The sequence below is a fragment of the Achromobacter sp. GD03932 genome (assembly GCF_029839485.1).
In the GTDB taxonomy this organism is placed as follows: domain Bacteria; phylum Pseudomonadota; class Gammaproteobacteria; order Burkholderiales; family Burkholderiaceae_B; genus Achromobacter; species Achromobacter bronchisepticus_A.
On the sequence record NZ_JAOCAT010000060.1, the window covers coordinates 1 to 15,014 of the forward strand.

15 protein-coding genes are annotated in these 15,014 nt (G+C 65.8%); 7 read left to right on the forward strand and 8 right to left on the reverse strand.

Annotated features, from left to right (window positions below; all coding sequences use genetic code 11):
• Positions 1–1,186: branched-chain amino acid ABC transporter substrate-binding protein (locus tag N5C88_RS31010; protein ID WP_280016893.1), on the reverse strand; the 1,186-nt coding region annotated here is incomplete at its 3' end.
• Positions 1,187–1,228: 42 nt separating this feature from the next.
• The gene (locus N5C88_RS31015; protein WP_280016894.1) at positions 1,229–2,047 is read right to left on the reverse strand and encodes a shikimate dehydrogenase; all 819 of its coding nucleotides are present in this window, start codon (positions 2,045–2,047) and stop codon (positions 1,229–1,231) included.
• A gap of 240 nt (positions 2,048–2,287) precedes the next feature.
• Here N5C88_RS31015 and N5C88_RS31020 point away from each other — a divergent pair, with 240 nt between their 5' ends.
• Both N5C88_RS31020 and N5C88_RS31025 read left to right on the forward strand, forming a co-directional pair.
• Complete coding sequence (locus tag N5C88_RS31020; protein ID WP_059379111.1) at positions 2,288–3,025, forward strand: SDR family NAD(P)-dependent oxidoreductase; 738 nt, start codon at positions 2,288–2,290, stop codon at positions 3,023–3,025.
• A gap of 107 nt (positions 3,026–3,132) precedes the next feature.
• Positions 3,133–3,879: a FadR/GntR family transcriptional regulator gene (locus tag N5C88_RS31025; RefSeq protein ID WP_059379110.1), complete on the forward strand. Its 747-nt coding sequence runs from the start codon at positions 3,133–3,135 to the stop codon at positions 3,877–3,879.
• 33 nt (positions 3,880–3,912) lie between these two features.
• Here N5C88_RS31025 and N5C88_RS31030 read toward each other — a convergent pair whose 3' ends face one another.
• The 6 genes from N5C88_RS31030 to N5C88_RS31055 all read right to left on the reverse strand — a co-directional run bounded on the left by N5C88_RS31030 (position 3,913) and on the right by N5C88_RS31055 (position 9,205).
• Entirely contained in the window at positions 3,913–5,250 is a 1,338-nt protein-coding gene (locus N5C88_RS31030; RefSeq protein ID WP_059379109.1) for a Gfo/Idh/MocA family oxidoreductase, read from the reverse strand.
• A 70-nt stretch (positions 5,251–5,320) separates the two neighbouring features.
• Complete coding sequence (locus N5C88_RS31035) at positions 5,321–5,881, reverse strand: 5'-3'-deoxyribonucleotidase (protein ID WP_059379108.1); 561 nt, start codon at positions 5,879–5,881, stop codon at positions 5,321–5,323.
• 47 nt (positions 5,882–5,928) lie between these two features.
• The gene (gene thpR, locus N5C88_RS31040) at positions 5,929–6,459 is read right to left on the reverse strand and encodes an RNA 2',3'-cyclic phosphodiesterase (RefSeq protein ID WP_059379146.1); all 531 of its coding nucleotides are present in this window, start codon (positions 6,457–6,459) and stop codon (positions 5,929–5,931) included.
• Between the two features lie 47 nt (positions 6,460–6,506).
• Positions 6,507–7,253 (reverse strand): chemoreceptor glutamine deamidase CheD, encoded by a 747-nt coding sequence (gene cheD, locus N5C88_RS31045; RefSeq protein WP_059379106.1) that lies wholly within the window; start codon positions 7,251–7,253, stop codon positions 6,507–6,509.
• Positions 7,254–7,541: 288 nt separating this feature from the next.
• Entirely contained in the window at positions 7,542–8,450 is a 909-nt protein-coding gene (locus N5C88_RS31050) for a permease-like cell division protein FtsX (RefSeq protein ID WP_280016896.1), read from the reverse strand.
• Positions 8,447–9,205 (reverse strand): ATP-binding cassette domain-containing protein, encoded by a 759-nt coding sequence (locus N5C88_RS31055; protein WP_118933916.1) that lies wholly within the window; start codon positions 9,203–9,205, stop codon positions 8,447–8,449. The genes N5C88_RS31050 and N5C88_RS31055 overlap by 4 nt, the downstream gene beginning before the upstream one ends.
• A gap of 290 nt (positions 9,206–9,495) precedes the next feature.
• Here N5C88_RS31055 and N5C88_RS31060 point away from each other — a divergent pair, with 290 nt between their 5' ends.
• The 5 genes from N5C88_RS31060 (at position 9,496) to N5C88_RS31080 (ending at position 14,920) form a co-directional block, all read left to right on the forward strand.
• Complete coding sequence (locus N5C88_RS31060) at positions 9,496–10,512, forward strand: amino acid ABC transporter substrate-binding protein (protein WP_059379103.1); 1,017 nt, start codon at positions 9,496–9,498, stop codon at positions 10,510–10,512.
• Positions 10,513–10,642: 130 nt separating this feature from the next.
• Entirely contained in the window at positions 10,643–11,833 is a 1,191-nt protein-coding gene (locus N5C88_RS31065; RefSeq protein WP_118933915.1) for an amino acid ABC transporter permease, read from the forward strand.
• A 1-nt stretch (position 11,834) separates the two neighbouring features.
• A complete protein-coding gene (locus N5C88_RS31070) occupies positions 11,835–12,935 on the forward strand; it encodes an amino acid ABC transporter permease (protein WP_280016898.1) in 1,101 nt (366 codons plus the stop codon).
• 60 nt (positions 12,936–12,995) lie between these two features.
• Positions 12,996–13,736, forward strand: coding sequence for an amino acid ABC transporter ATP-binding protein (locus N5C88_RS31075; RefSeq protein WP_042795434.1), 741 nt, complete (start codon positions 12,996–12,998; stop codon positions 13,734–13,736).
• Positions 13,737–13,903: 167 nt separating this feature from the next.
• The gene (locus N5C88_RS31080) at positions 13,904–14,920 is read left to right on the forward strand and encodes a tripartite tricarboxylate transporter substrate binding protein (protein WP_059379098.1); all 1,017 of its coding nucleotides are present in this window, start codon (positions 13,904–13,906) and stop codon (positions 14,918–14,920) included.
• Positions 14,921–15,014: the final 94 nt, after the last annotated feature.

Below are 15,014 nucleotides of genomic sequence, written 5' to 3' on the forward strand. Positions count from 1 at the left end.
CGGCCGCGGCCAGCACCTTGACCGGCTCGAAGCCCATGTCGGTGCCGTCGGCCTTGTACTTGGCGTTCTTGCCGACCTTGGACACCACCATCGGCAGCTGCACCTGGTGGTCTTCCGCGCGCATCGTGTAGGTGCCCAACGACGAGGTGTAGGTGACCTTCTCCAGCGCGCCGGCCAGTTGCGGCACGGACAGCTTGCCGTCCTGCGGCTGCACTTGCTTGAGCGCTTCGCCCAGGAAGCGGATGCCGATCACGGTCTGCGGCTCGGTATAGCTGGGGTAGTGGCCGGTCTTGGACTTGTAGTCCTCGGCGAACTTGGCGCCTTCCTCGCCCGCGGCTTCGATGTTGTAGGGGTGGGCGATGTAATGGCCCAGCGCGACTTCACCGGCGTTGGCCAGGTTGCCCACCTGGTCCAGGAACACGGTGGCGAAGCGGACCTTCAGACCCGCGGCCTGCGTGGCCTTCATCAGCAGCAGCAGGTCGTTGGACCAGTTGCCGGTGATGACGGTGTCGGGGTTGGACGAGCGGATGCGCGCCACGTAGGGCGCGAAGTCCTGGATCTTGTTGACTTCGTGCAGCGTCTTGCCGACCACTTCATAGCCGTACTGCTTGGCGAAGCGCTCGGTGGCGCCTTCCATGTCCTGGCCCCAGGAGTAGTTCTGGTTGATGGCGTACACGCGCTTGCCCAGCGTGCCGTCGGCCGACATGACCGAGGCCAGCGCCTTCACGCGCAGGTCTGCGTTGGTGGTGAAGCGGAAATGGTAGAAGTGGCATTTCTGGCCGGTCAGTTCCAGCGCCTCGCCGCCCACGTTGAGGAACACGACTTCCTTGCCCGGGTTGCGCAGGTTGTGCTTGCGCACGTCTTCGGTCAGCTGGCCGGAAATGGCGGACGACGAACCCTGCACCAGGATCTGCACGCCTTCGGCGGCGGCCGCGCGGAAGCGGTCGGACGCGCCCACCGGGCCGCCCTGGTTGTCGAACTCGACCAGTTCCAGCGGCTGGCCGTTCCAGCCGCCGGCGGCGTTGATGCGGTCCAGCTCATATTTGACCGCGGCGCGGAACATCAGGCCGGTCGAGGCCTGCGGGCCGGACAGCGTCTCGATCAGGCCGATCTTGACGGGCGCGGCCTGGGCCGATGCGGCGATGCCGGCCAGGCACAGCAGGCCGGTGGTGAAAGCCAATTTCATGCGTGTCTCCTCCGTGGGACGGGAGTGTGGTGAATGTGTTGATCAGGCAAGCACGCGGGCGGGCTTGCGCGGCTCTTCTATGCCCAGGAACCGGGCAATTTCGGCAATCTGTCCTTCCAGCATGTACAGGCCCGGATGCGTGCGGCATCCGCGCGCGGCGGCGGCGCGCAGCAAGGGCGTATCGACGCGGCTCATGACGGCGTCGGCGATGACGGTGCCGGCGGCAAGCGCGTCCAGCTGGAAGGGCAGGGGATCGGTGTCGTTCAGGCCCAGCGAGGTCGCATTGATGGCGATGTCGCAAGCCTCGGGCGTGGCGCTGGCCACGCTGATGGCCAGGCCGGGATATTGGCGGCCCAGATGGGCGGCGAAGGACAGCGCCTTGTCGGCGCTGCGGTTGTACAGGCGCAGGCTGGCGGGGCCGGCGTCGGCCACGGCACAGGCGATGGCCTTGCCGGCGCCGCCCAGGCCGGCCAGGTAAACGTGGCGGCCGGCGGGATCGTGGCCCTGGCTGCGCAGGCCAGCGACGAAGCCCAGTCCGTCGAAGTTGCCGCCGGTGAGCACGCCGTCGCGCAGGCGCACCGCGTTGACCGCGCCGCTCAACTGGGCCGAGGGCGTCAGCGCGTCGCACAGGGCGGCGGCATGTTCCTTGTGGGGCACCGTCACGACGATGCCGCCCAGATTGGCCAGCCCGCGGATGCCGGCGAACAGGCCGGGCAAGGCGTCGGGGGCCACATGGAACGGGACCATGACCGCGTCCACGCCACGCTCGCGCAGCAGGTTGTTGAGCCGCTGGGGCGTCTTGACGTGCGCGATCGGGTCCGCCGCGATCGCGAAAACGGTAGTGCTGCCGGTGATTTCCACCTGTTTGTCCCCTGCCTGGGTAGCGGTTTGCCGCTGTGTCGTTCCCGACTCTCTTGCCTGAAAGCGTCAGTTGCTTTACGCTTTCGGAATAAGTTGTCAGGCAACTTTATTAAGTTGTCCGATAAATCATAGGGCAAGCGTTTTTCCCGTGTCAAGCGGCGGTTTCGGGAGTCCAATCGGAATTTCCGCGGCCGCTGGAACGGCGCTCAGCCCGCGTACGAGCGTGCTACAGGAGACAGAATGATTTCGTTCGAAGGAAAGGTTGCCGCCATCACCGGCGCGGGCAATGGCATCGGCTTGGCGACGGCGCGGCTGATGGCGGCACATGGCGCCCGGCTGGTGCTGACCGATATCGACAACGCGCGTCTGGAAGAGGTGGCGGCCGAGCTGGATCCCAGCGGGCAGCGCGTTTACACGCACGCGCTGGACGTGTCGGCATCGGCCGACTGCGAACGCGTGTTCGAGGCCGCGGCCAAGCATTTCGGTGGGCTGGACCATCTGGTGCATTGCGCCGGCATCTACCCGGAGCAGCTGGTCAAGGACACCAGCGACGAGGCCTGGCGCACGCTGATGCGCGTGAACCTGGACGGCACCTTCTATGTGTGCCGCGCCGCCCAACGCCACTTGCGCCATGACGGCGCCATCGTGCTGCTGACCTCGCTGGCGGCCCAGCGCGGCAGCTATGCGCACGCGGCCTACTCCGCGTCCAAGGGCGCGGTGCAGAGCTTCACGCGCAGCCTGGCGCTGGAACTGGCGCCGCAGATCCGCGTGAACGCGGTGGCGCCGGGCATCATCGCCACCTCCATGACCCAGGACCTGATCGGGCAAAAGGGCGCGCAGCTGCTGGAAAGCACGCCGCTGCGCCGCTACGGCACGGCCGAGGAAATCGCCGGCTCCATCGCGTTCCTGTGCTCGCCGCTGGCCGGTTTCGTCACGGGCGAAGTCATGCAGGTCAACGGCGGCATCTATATCGCGTAAAGTCCCAGGATGGCGCGGCTGTCCATGCCGCGGCCGCTCCTCCGGGCATTCCCATAAACAAGAGGCGGCGCGCCTGCGCGCCGCCCGCAAGTTTCCACCATTCGACCATGCAGCCCAACCAAGAACAGGATCCGCCGCGCGCCGCGCCCAAGAGTTCGCTTTCGGCGGCGCTGGGCGACGCGCTGGCGGAGCAGATCCGCCAGGGCGTGCTCGCGCCCGGCGATCGCCTGCCCACGGAAAAGCAGCTGACGGAAACCTATTCGGTCAGCCGCGCCGTCGTGCGCGAAGCGCTGGCGCGCCTGAAGTCCGAAGGCCTGATCACGTCGCAGCAAGGTAGCGGAGTGTTCGTCGACCCGAACTTCCAGAAGAACGCCTTCCGCATTGCCGCGCCCACGCCGGGCGACAACCAGGAACTGGAACACATCCTGGAGCTGATGCTGTCCATCGAAGTCACCGCCGCGCGCTATGCCGCGCAGCGCCGCACCGATGCGGACCTGAAGAAGATGCGCCAGGCGCTGGTGGGCATGGAATATGCGCTGCTCAACGACAAGCTGGGCGACGAAGAGGACTACCAGTTCCACCACGCCATCGTGCAGGCCACCCATAATCCGCACTTGGTGGCCCTGAACGATTACCTGGAAGCCAATGTGCGCCGGGTCATCCGCAGCGCGCGCAACAACACGGCGCGCATGTACACCGAACGCATGGCCGCAGTGCAAAGCGAGCATCAGGCGATCTTCGCCGCCATCGACGCGGGCGATCCGGACGCCGCTGGCCGCGCCGCCGACCAGCACCTGCGCAACGCCGCGGATCGTCTGCGCCTGTTCCAGGCGGAGCGGCCGGCGCCGGTCTAGGGCGCGGGGGACTGCCCGCAGCGCGGGCGGACTCTAGGCGAAGGTCTGTTCCATTTCGCGGCGGAACTGCACCGCCGTGGACCTTTCGTCGTACTCCACGTCGGCCCAGCGGATCGCCTGGGACTGACGCACCGGGTTCTTCAGCTTGACCTGGTGCGACAGGCCCAGCGGCAGATAGCCTTCATCGACCGAATCGCGCGCCGGCATCAGCCGGCCGTACACCGTGTAGCCGCCTTCGCCGTCCAGGATCTGTCCGGCCGGCAGGTCGCGCTTGGCGGTGGCGACGACGTCGCCATGCCAGCCGGCGGGCGCGCCGGTGGGTTCGCGCCGCAAACCGACGCTGGCCACGCTGATGCCCAACTCCAGCCCGATCAGGTGATAGGGCTTGTACATGGCGGTGTAGTTGCCGCTGGGATCCGTGACCAGGCCGTATTCCTTGAAGCAGCGGCGCACGTAATCGCTGTCGGCGGCCAGTGTCACGTACACGCCCCAACGCAGGTCGCGGAACACCGGGCGGCCGTCGCGCTCCAGCGAGGAAATCACCTCGACCTGACCGCGGTGGTGCAGGATGCCGCCGCTTTCGCGCGGCCGCAGCACGCGCGCCAGATCGTCCACGCCGCAGGGCGGGAAGTGCAGGCCGGACGGCGAGGGCAGCAGCCCGGTGGCGTTGGAAACCGCGGCCATCTCGATGGCGCTCTTGGTGCCGTCGAGGAAGCTGTTGAACATCTGCGCGTTGAAGTCGCCGGCCGCGACCATCTCGGCGGTGAAGCCGTAATAGGGCCAGACGGTGTCCGGCGTGGAGGTATGGAATTCCGGCAGGTACTTGGTGCCCTTGCCCGCGGCCATGACCTCGAAACCGCTGGCGCGGGCCCAGTCCACCATTTCGCAGATCAGGGCGGGCTGGTCGCCGTAGGCCAGCGAATAGACAATGCCGGCTTCGCGTGCGCGCCGCGCCAGCAGCGGGCCGGCCAGCGCGTCGGCCTCGACGTTGACCATGATGATGTGCTTGCCGTATTCGCAGCAGGCCAGCACATGGCTGATGCCGGCGGCGGCCTGGCCGGTGGCGTCGATGACGATATCGACATCGGGGCTGGCGATCACGGCGTGGGGGTCGTCGCAGAAATAGACCTTGCCGTTCTTCAGCGCATCATTGGTGCTGGCGGCATTGAGTGCCGTGGCGGGCCAGCCGACGCGGGTAAGCGCCGCGCGGGCCCGGTCGGGTACCAGATCGGCGACCGCGACCAGCCTCATCCCGGGCGTGCGCGGGGCCTGGCTCATGAACATTGCGCCGAACTTTCCGGCGCCCAGCAATGCAACACGCAAGGGCTTGTGATCGGCTTCACGCTGCTTCAGAAGACGGTACAGATTCATGGCGCAGGCTCCTCCGGGGTGGGGCTACAGCAACACAGAATAGTCCCAAATCGCGGCTGCTGAACAGGACTCACTCATCTGCCGTATACAGCTCTCCGGCCAGTACGTTGCGCCAGTTCTGCCAGCTGATGCGGGGGCGGTCCGACACCTCGCGGTTGTAGGGCGCGTCGAACAGGATGTGCTTCCAGCGCGGCTTGACCGCGCCTTCGATCAGCGGCTTGTCGTCGATCAGCAGGTGGCCGTGCACCAGGGTCTTGTCCTTGGTCAGGATCAGGCGGTTGGTCGCTTCGCGGCCCAGGTGCTTTTCCACCCACAGATACTTTTCCGCCACGCAGTTCTCGAACTGCGACAGGGGCGAGGAGCAGATGCGCACGTCCATGCCCAGCGCCAGCAATTCCTTGATGGCTTCCAGCGCGCCGGGTACCGGCGGCAGGTCGCGGATGAAGCCGGGCGCCGTGTAGATGGCTTCGGCCATGCCGCGCAGCTCAGGGGCGTAATCCTGGCGGATGTAGAAGGACTTGCGGTCCTCGAACGCCACTGGCGGGATGTCAGGATGGCGCGCGCGCCAGGCGTCGATGAAGGCGTGTTCGAAATCGGCGAGCACGCCGTCTTGGTCCAGCAGGATGATCATGGCGGTCCCGGGGGGTGGCAACCGGCTGATTGTGCCAGAGCGGGAGGTCAGGAGGCTTGCGGCCGGGACTGCGTCACGATGCGGTAGCGGCTGCCGCCCGATTGCGATTCGGAGGCGACCAGCACCATGCGGTCGTAGCGCCAGGGCAGGGGGGCGGGGGCCTCGGCAGGGGGGCTGGCGCGCTCGATGTTGCGCAGCAGGGTGACGTGCGGGCGGAAAGGCTGGGGCGGCGCGGCCAGGCCGAAGCCGGACAGCCACAGCCAGAGCTCATCGTGGGCGGCCTGCAGGCCCGCGGGCGTGTCGCCGGGGCCAGCCCACAGGATGCGCTGGCGGCCGAAGACGCCGTAGCGGTCCAGCAGGATGTCGTCGGGGGCGAGGCGGCGTTCAGGAGTCGCCGCGGCCAGCTCGTCGGCGAGCGCCGCGTCCACCGGCCCCAGGAAGGCCAGGGTCAGGTGCAGGGTTTCCGTGCGCATGGCGCGCCCGCCGCAGCCGGGACGCGCCTGCTCCGCCCAGGTCGCGAGCTGGGCGGCCAGCGAGGGGGCAGGCCACAGGGCGTAGAACAGGCGGACGGTGGACATGCGCTGATTGTAGGGGCGCATGCGGCGCGATGCGCGTGCGCGGCCCTTCAGTCGCTTGTGGTCTCGGTGCGGCGCCGGCGGGTCAGGGCGGTGTCGAAGCGTTCCACGCCTGGGCGGGCGGGACGGTCGAAGCGTTCCACGCCCGGACGGGCGGGGCGGTCGAAACGTTCCACGCCGGGGCGGGTGAAGCGCTCGACGCGCTGCGGGGTTTCGGTCTTGGCCTGCACGCTCTGGGCGGCCGCCTGTTCGCGCTTGGCGATGATTTCCTCGGCGCGCTGGTGGTGCGGCGCCATCTTGCGGACCATCACCCGGCCGTCGCGCGGGAAGTAGTTGATGCGGCGCGCGTGCACGTCGCCCAGGTCTTGCGCCTTGACGGGGATGCCTTCGGTCTTGAGATAGCTCAGCACGAACTGGCCGTTGCGTTCGCCGATGTTCATCTGCTGCATGGCGGACAGCACGGCGCCGCCGCCGAACACCTTGGCTTCGAGCCGGTCGCGCACCGCGCCGGCCTTCAGCAGTTCGTTGATCAGCACTTCCATGGCGAAGGCGCCATAGCGCATGGTGGCCGAGGCGGGCGACTGCATGTCGCCCTCCGGCAACATGAAATGGTTCATGCCGCCCACGCCCGTGACCGGGTCGTGGATACAGGCGGCGACGCACGATCCCAGGACGGTCGAGATCATCAGGTCTTCGTTGGTGACGTAGTACTCGTTGGGCAGTACTTTCACCGCCTGACACTGGAACGCGCTGTCGAAATAGTGGCGCGTCGCACGGGCTTCAAGACGGGCGGCCATGGGACTCGATTAAGGGCAAGAACAACGATTGGGACACGAAGTTGGCAGCTCGGAAATCAGGTATGTATCAAAATATGTAAAAAAATGTCGCTTTATTCTTGCATACTCAAGCTTCCAGCGGGTGAATTGCTATGTAACGGGCGCAGTAATGTGTCCTGTTTTTGCAGCGCGGCCCAAAGCCGAAGACGCCCGCGGGCAGGCATGCAAGCATCCTACACAGGCGGGCGGAAGTCGTTCCCCGGATCACGGGGAAGAAGGGGCTTTATACGGAGCTTTAGGCGCCGCGCGTCAGAAGCGCGTGCTGCGGGTAACCGACCAGCGGGCCGACAGGGCGCCCAGGGCGGCCGAAGCCACCACCGCGCCGATCAGCACGGCCGGGCCTGGCAGGTGCAGGGCGAATTCGGCCCCGTAGCTGCGGGCCAGCCCGACCAGGGCGTCGTTCAGCGGCGACAGCGCGACCGCCGCCACGCCGATGGCCAGAAGCGAGGCCACCGCGCCCGATAGCGCGCCCAGGTAGAGGAAGGGGCGGCGCACGAAGGATTCGGTGGCGCCGACCAGCCGCGCCACGCCGATCTCCTCGCGTTGCGAGAGCGCCTGCATACGCACGGTGTTGAAGACCGTCGCCAGCACCACCACCGCCACGCAGGCGGCCAGGAAGGCCAGGCCGATGCGGGCAAAGCGCAGGATCGCCTCCAGGCGCTGCACCCAGGCGCTGTCCAGCTGCACCAGGTCGACGTGGTTCCATTGTTTCCAGGAGGCGGCCAGCTTGTCGGCCCGGCCGGCGAGGTTGTCGCGATCGGCCAGCGTCACCACCACCGCGTCCGGCAGCGGATTGCCCGGCAGCACGGCCAGCGCCTGCTGCCAGGCCGGGTTGGCGCGCAGATCCGCCAAGGCGTCCTCGCGGCCAACCACGCGCACGGCTCGGATGTCGTCCTTGAATTCGTCCTGGATGCGTTTGGCCACGTCCGCGGCGGCGCCCGCGGGGGCGTCCACGCGCATGAAGACGGTGACTTCGGGGGTGACCGACATCTGGCGCGCCACCGGCTGGACCGAAACCAGGATGGCGCTGCCCAATAGCGGCAGCGCCAGCGCCAAGGCCATGACCAGCAGGTTGGCCAGGGAGGAGAACGGTTGCTTGATCAGCCGGCGCAGGGTGACCAGCAGCGCATAGCGATGTTGCCGCAGCCAGGCGTTCATGCGGACTCTCCCGGGTAGGCGCGGCCGGGCGCGGCGCCCGGCTGCTGTCCGATACCGGGTTGTCCCGCGCCGGCCTCAGGCGGCGGCGTTGCGGAACCCTGGGAGTCGGCGAACTTGCCCGGGTCGATGCGCAAGGTGCGGGTGGCGTAGCGCGCCATGAGGTCCTGGTCGTGCGAGGCGATCAGCGTGGTCACGCCGACGCGGTTGAAGTCGCGGAACACATTCATGATGCGCTGCGCGTTGTCGTGGTCGAGGTTGGCGGTGGGTTCGTCGGCGATCAGGATGGCGGGCCGGTTCACGATGGCCCGCGCGATCGCCAGGCGCTGCTGTTCGCCGCCGGACAGTTCGATCGGATTAAGGTCTTCCTTGCCGGACAGTCCCACCTTGTCCAGGGCGGCGCGGGCGCGCGCCGCGGCCGAGTCCCAGGCGTGGCCGGTAACCGCCAGCGGCAGCATGACATTTTCGAACGCGCTTCGATCGAACAGCAGATGCGTGTCCTGAAGAATCACGCCCACGGCGCGGCGCAGGTACGGCCGGGCGCGGGCGGGCAGCTTGTCCAGCCGCTGGCCGTTGACCTGGATCGAACCCCGGCTGGCGGGCTCCAGCCCGCCGATCAGCTTGAGCAAGGTGGACTTGCCGGCGCCGGACGGCCCGGATACGAAAACGAATTCTCCCGCGCTCACGCGGAAGTTGATGTCGGCCAGGATATTGCGGCCGCGACCATATGATTTGAATACGTGCTGGAATTCGATCATGGCGGCTGTCAGATGAAGCCGCAATAGTAACTCGGGGACACTAAGGTGGCCTAAACCGCCTGGACGAGGGGCGGACAAATATTTGCGCGCAAGGCGTCCGGGCGCGTTTGTCCCGGCTCAAACAGTGCCCCCATTTTTGGTAGAAAACAGCGTTTCATTTCACCCAGTGTCCCTATATTTCAAGGGAATTCCCGGATGCGCCGCGTGCTGCGCGGACGCTACCATCCGCCCCATACGTGGACCCAACCCGGCCTGCGTGCTACTTCGCTTTATCCCACACGGAGAACACGATGAAAGTACTGAAACTCGCTGCGATCGGCGCCGCTTTGTTTGCTGCATCCACGGCTGCCAATGCGGGCGCAACCTTCGATAACGTCAAGAAAAAAGGGTTTGTCCAGTGCGGGGTTTCGACGGGCATTCCGGGGTTCTCCATCGCTGACAGCAAGGGCGAATACAAGGGCATCGACGTGGACCTGTGCCGCGCCATCGCCTCGACCATGTTCGGCGACGCCACCAAGGTCAAGTTCACCCCGCTGAACACGCAACAACGCTTCACTGCGCTGCAGTCCGGCGAAGTCGACGTCCTCACCCGCAACACCACCGTCACGCTGACGCGCGACACGACGCTGGGCCTGATCGGCGTGGGCGTGAACTACTACGACAGCCAGGGCGTCATGGTCTCCAAGGACCTGAACGTCAAGAGCGCCAAGGAACTGAACGGCGCCACCATCTGCGTGCAGCCCGGCACCACCACCGAACTGAACCTGGCTGACTGGTTCCGCGGCCAGAAGATCGAATTCAAGCCGGTCGTGATCGACAAGTACGACGAAATCATCCGTGCCTTCTCGGCCGGCCGCTGCGACGCCTTCACCACCGACAAGTCGCAGCTGGCTTCCACCCGCACCACGCTCGAGAACCCGGACAAGTTCATCATCCTGCCGGAAGACTTCTCCAAGGAGCCGCTGGGCCCCATGGTCCGCCAGGGCGACGAGCAATGGTTCAACATCGTGCGCTGGTCGCTCAACGCCATGCTCGAAGCCGAGGAATACGGCATCACCAAGGCCAACGTCGATGAAATGGCCAAGAGCCCGAACCCCAACATCCAGCGCATCCTGGGCGTGACCCCGGGCATGGGCAAGAACCTGGGCGTGGATGACAAGTGGGCCTACAACATCATCAAGAACGTGGGCAACTACGGCGAGAGCTTCGAAAACACGCTGGGCAAGAGCAGCGCGATGAAGCTGGAGCGCGGTCTTAATGCTTCCTACAAGCAAGGTGGCTTGATGTACGGCTGGCCGGTGCGCTAACACACGGCTGCCTGGAAAAACGGAGCCCCGCGCTCCGTTTTTCCTCTCCCGCCCTCGGGCGGGTGGCAGGAGTGGGTGGCGCGGCCCTACCGGCTTCGCCGCCCGGTGTCCGACTTCTGTAGATTTACTCATGAATACTCCCAATAAAAGCGCGCCTGCATCGGCACCTCCCCGGCGTCTGAACTGGAACGATCCCGGGGTGCGCTCCGTGGTCTATCAAGTCCTGGCGCTGGCCGCGGTGGCCTGGGCCGTGTGGTTCCTGGTTTCAAACACGCTGCACAACCTGTCCGTGCGCAACATCGCCACGGGCTTCGGCTTTCTGGACCGCGAGGCCGGCTTCGCGATCGGCGAAACGCCCATCGCCTATACCCCTGCGGACACCTATGGCCGCGCCATCCTGGTGGGCCTGCTCAACACGCTGCGCGTGGCGGTCATCGGCATCGTGCTGGCGACCATCCTCGGTACGCTCATTGGCATCGGCCGCCTGTCCAAGAACTGGCTGGTCGCCAAGATCACCTCGGTCTACGTCGAGATAATGCGCAACGTGCCGCTGCTGCTGCAGCTGTTCTTCTGGTACGCGCTGATCACGGAAAACATGCCGGGTCCGCGCCAGGCGCACAATCCGCTGCCCGGCGTCTTCATCTCCAACCGCGGCTTGAAGGTGCCGGGGCTGGAAGGCAATTCGCTGGACTGGATGCTGGCCGGACTGGGCCTGGCCATCGTGGCGATCATCCTGCTGGGCCACTGGGGCAAGAAGCGCCAGGAGGCGACCGGCCGCGTGTTTCCGCTGGGCCGCGCCGCGATCGGCCTGCTCATCGGCTTGCCCATCGTCGGCTGGCTGGTCAGCGGCGCTTCGCTGACCCTGGACATGCCGGAGCTCAAGGGCTTCAACTTCTCGGGCGGCCTGACCTTGTCGCCGGAATTCGCCGCCCTGATGGCGGGCCTGGTGATCTACACCTCGGCCTTCATCGCCGAGGTGGTGCGTTCGGGCATCCAGGCGGTCAACAATGGCCAGTGGGAAGCTGCCGGCTCGCTGGGCCTGCGCCGCAAGCAGGTGCTGCGCCTGGTGGTGCTGCCGCAGGCGCTGCGCGTGATCATCCCGCCGATGACCAGCCAGTACCTGAACCTGACCAAGAACAGCTCGCTGGCGGTGGCCATCGGCTACCCCGACATCGTGTCGGTGGTGAACACCACGCTGAACCAGACCGGCCAGGCCATCGAGGGCATCCTCATCATCATGGCCGCGTACCTGACGGTCAGCCTGTCGATCTCGATATTCATGAACTGGTACAACAAGCGCATCGCGCTGGTGGAGCGTTGATATGAGCAGCACTTCGCATATCCCCGCCGAAGGCCTGCCGCCGCCCAGCACCCACGTGGGCGCCTGGGCCTGGATCAAGTCGCGCCTGTTCTCGTCGCCGCTGAACATCCTCATCACGGTGCTGCTGGCCTGGTTCCTGCTGATGGCAGTGCCGGCGCTGGTGGAATGGGCCTTCATCAAGGCGAACTTCTCCGCGGCCAACGCGCAGGAATGCCGCGCTTCCGGGGGCGCCTGCTGGGCGTTCATCATCGAGAAGCACCGGCTGATCCTGTTCGGCACCTATCCCTACGACGAGCAATGGCGTCCGCTGATCGCAACCATCATCCTGGTGGCGGTGATCGTCTGCAGCGGCATCCGCCGCTTCTGGAACTGGAAGCTCGCCGTCATCTGGACCGTGGGCCTGACGGCCGTGGCGCTCCTGATGTGGGGCGGCGTGTTCGGCCTGACCTACGTGGAAAACGCGCGTTGGGGCGGCCTGCCGCTGACGCTGATCCTGTCCACGTTCGGCATTGCCTTCGCCTTCCCCATCGGCGTGCTGCTGGCCCTGGGCCGGCGCTCCAAGATGCCTGCCATCAAGGCGCTGTGCGTCGTGTACATCGAGCTGATCCGCGGCGTGCCGCTGATCAGTCTGCTGTTCATGTCGTCGGTGATGTTGCCGCTGTTCTTGCCTGAAGGCTTCTCCATCGACAAGCTGTTGCGCGCGCAGATCGCGATCATCATGTTCGCGGCGGCGTACATCGCCGAAACGGTGCGCGGCGGCCTGCAGGCGATTCCCAAGGGCCAGTACGAGGGCGCGGATTCGCTGGGCCTGAACTACTGGCAGCAGATGCGCAAGATCATCCTGCCGCAGGCGCTGAAGATCGTGATTCCGCCGCTGGTCAGCATTTTCATCGCGCTGTTCAAGGACACCTCGCTGGTGGTGATCATCGGCATCTTCGACCTGACGCTGGCGGCCAAGGCGGCCTTGTCCGATGCGGCATGGCGCGGATTCGGGGTGGAGGCGTACCTGTTCATTTCGCTCATCTACTTCGTCTTCTGCTTCTCCATGTCCAAGTACAGCCAGGCGCTGGAAAAACGCCTGGCCACGGGACACGCACGCTAGAACTTTGCAGCGCGTCCGCCCCGGGCGGACGCGCACCGCGATACTTACGGGAGTACAGGCATGTCTGATGCCATCATCAAATTGCAGGACGTGAACAAGTGGTACGGGCAGTTCCACGTGCTGCGCAACATCAACCTGGACGTCGCGCCGGGTGAGCGCATCGTGGTGTGCGGGCCGTCGGGCTCGGGCAAGTCCACCATGATCCGCTGCATCAACCGCCTGGAAGAGCACCAGAAGGGCCACATCATCGTGGACGGCACGGAACTCACCAACGACCTCAAGCACATCGAAACCATCCGCAAGGACGTCGGCATGGTGTTCCAGCACTTCAACCTGTTCCCGCACCTGACGGTGCTGGAGAACCTGACGCTGGGACCCATGTGGGTGCTGAAGAAGCCGCGCGCCGAAGCCGAGGCCACGGCCATGAAGTACCTGGAGCGCGTGCGCATTCCGGACCAGGCCAAGAAATTCCCCGGCCAGCTGTCGGGCGGCCAGCAGCAGCGCGTGGCGATTGCGCGTTCGCTGTGCATGAGCCCCAAGATCATGCTGTTCGATGAGCCGACCTCGGCGCTGGACCCGGAAATGGTCAAGGAAGTGCTGGACGTGATGGTCAACCTGGCGCAGGAAAGCGGCATGACCATGATCTGCGTGACCCACGAAATGGGCTTCGCGCGCAAGGTCGCCAACCGCGTGATCTTCATGGACCGCGGCGAGATCATCGAGCAGAACAGCCCGGATGAGTTCTTCGACAATCCGCAGAACGACCGGACCAAGCTCTTCTTGAGCCAGATCCTGCACTGATGCTTCAAAACCGCCTTCGGGCGGTTTTTTCTTGGGGCGGCCTGTTGCCGCGGCGGGGGCAGCGGCGTGAACAGCCGGGGGTTCTGCTGGTATCTCTTTGTTACGCCTGATTCCTCGCTGCGGTATGCTACTGACCGCTATTGATCCGAAGCGAGGAGAACAACATCATGACGCAGACCCCCCGCAGCGCTGTGCGCCGCGCCCTGTTGCAAGGCGCCGTGGCGCTGGCCGCCACCCTGCCTTTCGGCGCTCCGGCGCTGGCCCAGGCCACCGATTTCCCGACCAAGCCGCTGCGCTTCGTCGTGCCTTACCCGCCCGGCGGCCCGCTGGACACCATGGCCCGCATGCTGGCCGAGAAGGTGCGCGGCTCGCTGGGGCAGCCGGTCATCGTGGAAAACCGTTCGGGCGCGGGTGGCAACATCGGCGCCGACCTGGTGGCCAAGGCGCCGGCCGACGGCTATACGCTGGTGATGGGCGCGGTCGCGACCCACGCCATCAATCCCTGGCTGTTCGCCAATCTGCCGTATGACCCGGTGAAGGATTTCGCGCCGGTGACCATCGTGGCCTCGGTGCCCAATGTGCTGGTGATGAACGTCGAGTTCGCGCAGAAGAACAAGATCGAGAAGCTGGCCGATCTGATCGACTACGCCAAGAAGAATCCGGGCAAGCTGAACTACGGTTCGGGCGGCAATGGCAGCGCGGGCCATCTGTCGGGCGAGCTGTTGAAGGCGCGCGCGGGGATCAATGTCGAGCACATTCCTTACCAGGGCGCGGCGCCTGCGCAGCTGGCGTTGCTGTCGGGCCAGTCGGATTTCATGTTCGATAACCTGGCGGCTTCGGCGCCGCTGATCAAGGACGGCAAGGTCAAGGCATTGGCCGTGACCACCGCCAAGCGTTCGTCGCTGCTGGCGGATGTGCCTACGGTGGAAGAGTCGGGGATCAAGGGTTTTGACCTGGGGACCTGGTTCGGAGTGTTCACGACGGGCGGTACGCCGGCGCCGGTGGTGGCGAAGCTGAACAAGGCTTACTCGGAGGCGATGCAGCAGGCGGATGTGAAGCAGCGCTTGCTGACGATGGGGTCTGAGGCTGCGCCGATGACGCCTGAGGCGTTTGCCGAGTTCGTCAAGAGCGAGAAGGCGAAGTATCAGGAGATTGTGAAGATCTCGGGTGCTAGTTTGAATTGATTGGTTTGTCTTGATGGGCGTCGTTGGTTCTTAAGACGCCCGGTGCGTCGGTGGCCCGGGAGGCGCGGGGCGTCGATAAGCCCGACGGAATCCG

What these genes read in the sequence shown, in the direction of transcription:
- N5C88_RS31020 (WP_059379111.1), top strand. Translation starts at nt 2,288, where the DNA reads ATGATTTCGTTCGAAGGAAAGGTTGCCGCCATCACCGGCGCGGGCAAT.
- thpR (WP_059379146.1), bottom strand. Translation starts at nt 6,459, where the DNA reads ATGTCCACCGTCCGCCTGTTCTACGCCCTGTGGCCTGCCCCCTCGCTG.
- N5C88_RS31065 (WP_118933915.1), top strand. Translation starts at nt 10,643, where the DNA reads ATGAATACTCCCAATAAAAGCGCGCCTGCATCGGCACCTCCCCGGCGT.
- N5C88_RS31035 (WP_059379108.1), bottom strand. Translation starts at nt 5,881, where the DNA reads ATGATCATCCTGCTGGACCAAGACGGCGTGCTCGCCGATTTCGAACAC.
- N5C88_RS31050 (WP_280016896.1), bottom strand. Translation starts at nt 8,450, where the DNA reads ATGAACGCCTGGCTGCGGCAACATCGCTATGCGCTGCTGGTCACCCTG.
- cheD (WP_059379106.1), bottom strand. Translation starts at nt 7,253, where the DNA reads ATGGCCGCCCGTCTTGAAGCCCGTGCGACGCGCCACTATTTCGACAGC.
- N5C88_RS31025 (WP_059379110.1), top strand. Translation starts at nt 3,133, where the DNA reads ATGCAGCCCAACCAAGAACAGGATCCGCCGCGCGCCGCGCCCAAGAGT.
- N5C88_RS31080 (WP_059379098.1), top strand. Translation starts at nt 13,904, where the DNA reads ATGACGCAGACCCCCCGCAGCGCTGTGCGCCGCGCCCTGTTGCAAGGC.
- N5C88_RS31055 (WP_118933916.1), bottom strand. Translation starts at nt 9,205, where the DNA reads ATGATCGAATTCCAGCACGTATTCAAATCATATGGTCGCGGCCGCAAT.
- N5C88_RS31030 (WP_059379109.1), bottom strand. Translation starts at nt 5,250, where the DNA reads ATGAATCTGTACCGTCTTCTGAAGCAGCGTGAAGCCGATCACAAGCCC.
- N5C88_RS31070 (WP_280016898.1), top strand. Translation starts at nt 11,835, where the DNA reads ATGAGCAGCACTTCGCATATCCCCGCCGAAGGCCTGCCGCCGCCCAGC.
- N5C88_RS31075 (WP_042795434.1), top strand. Translation starts at nt 12,996, where the DNA reads ATGTCTGATGCCATCATCAAATTGCAGGACGTGAACAAGTGGTACGGG.
- N5C88_RS31060 (WP_059379103.1), top strand. Translation starts at nt 9,496, where the DNA reads ATGAAAGTACTGAAACTCGCTGCGATCGGCGCCGCTTTGTTTGCTGCA.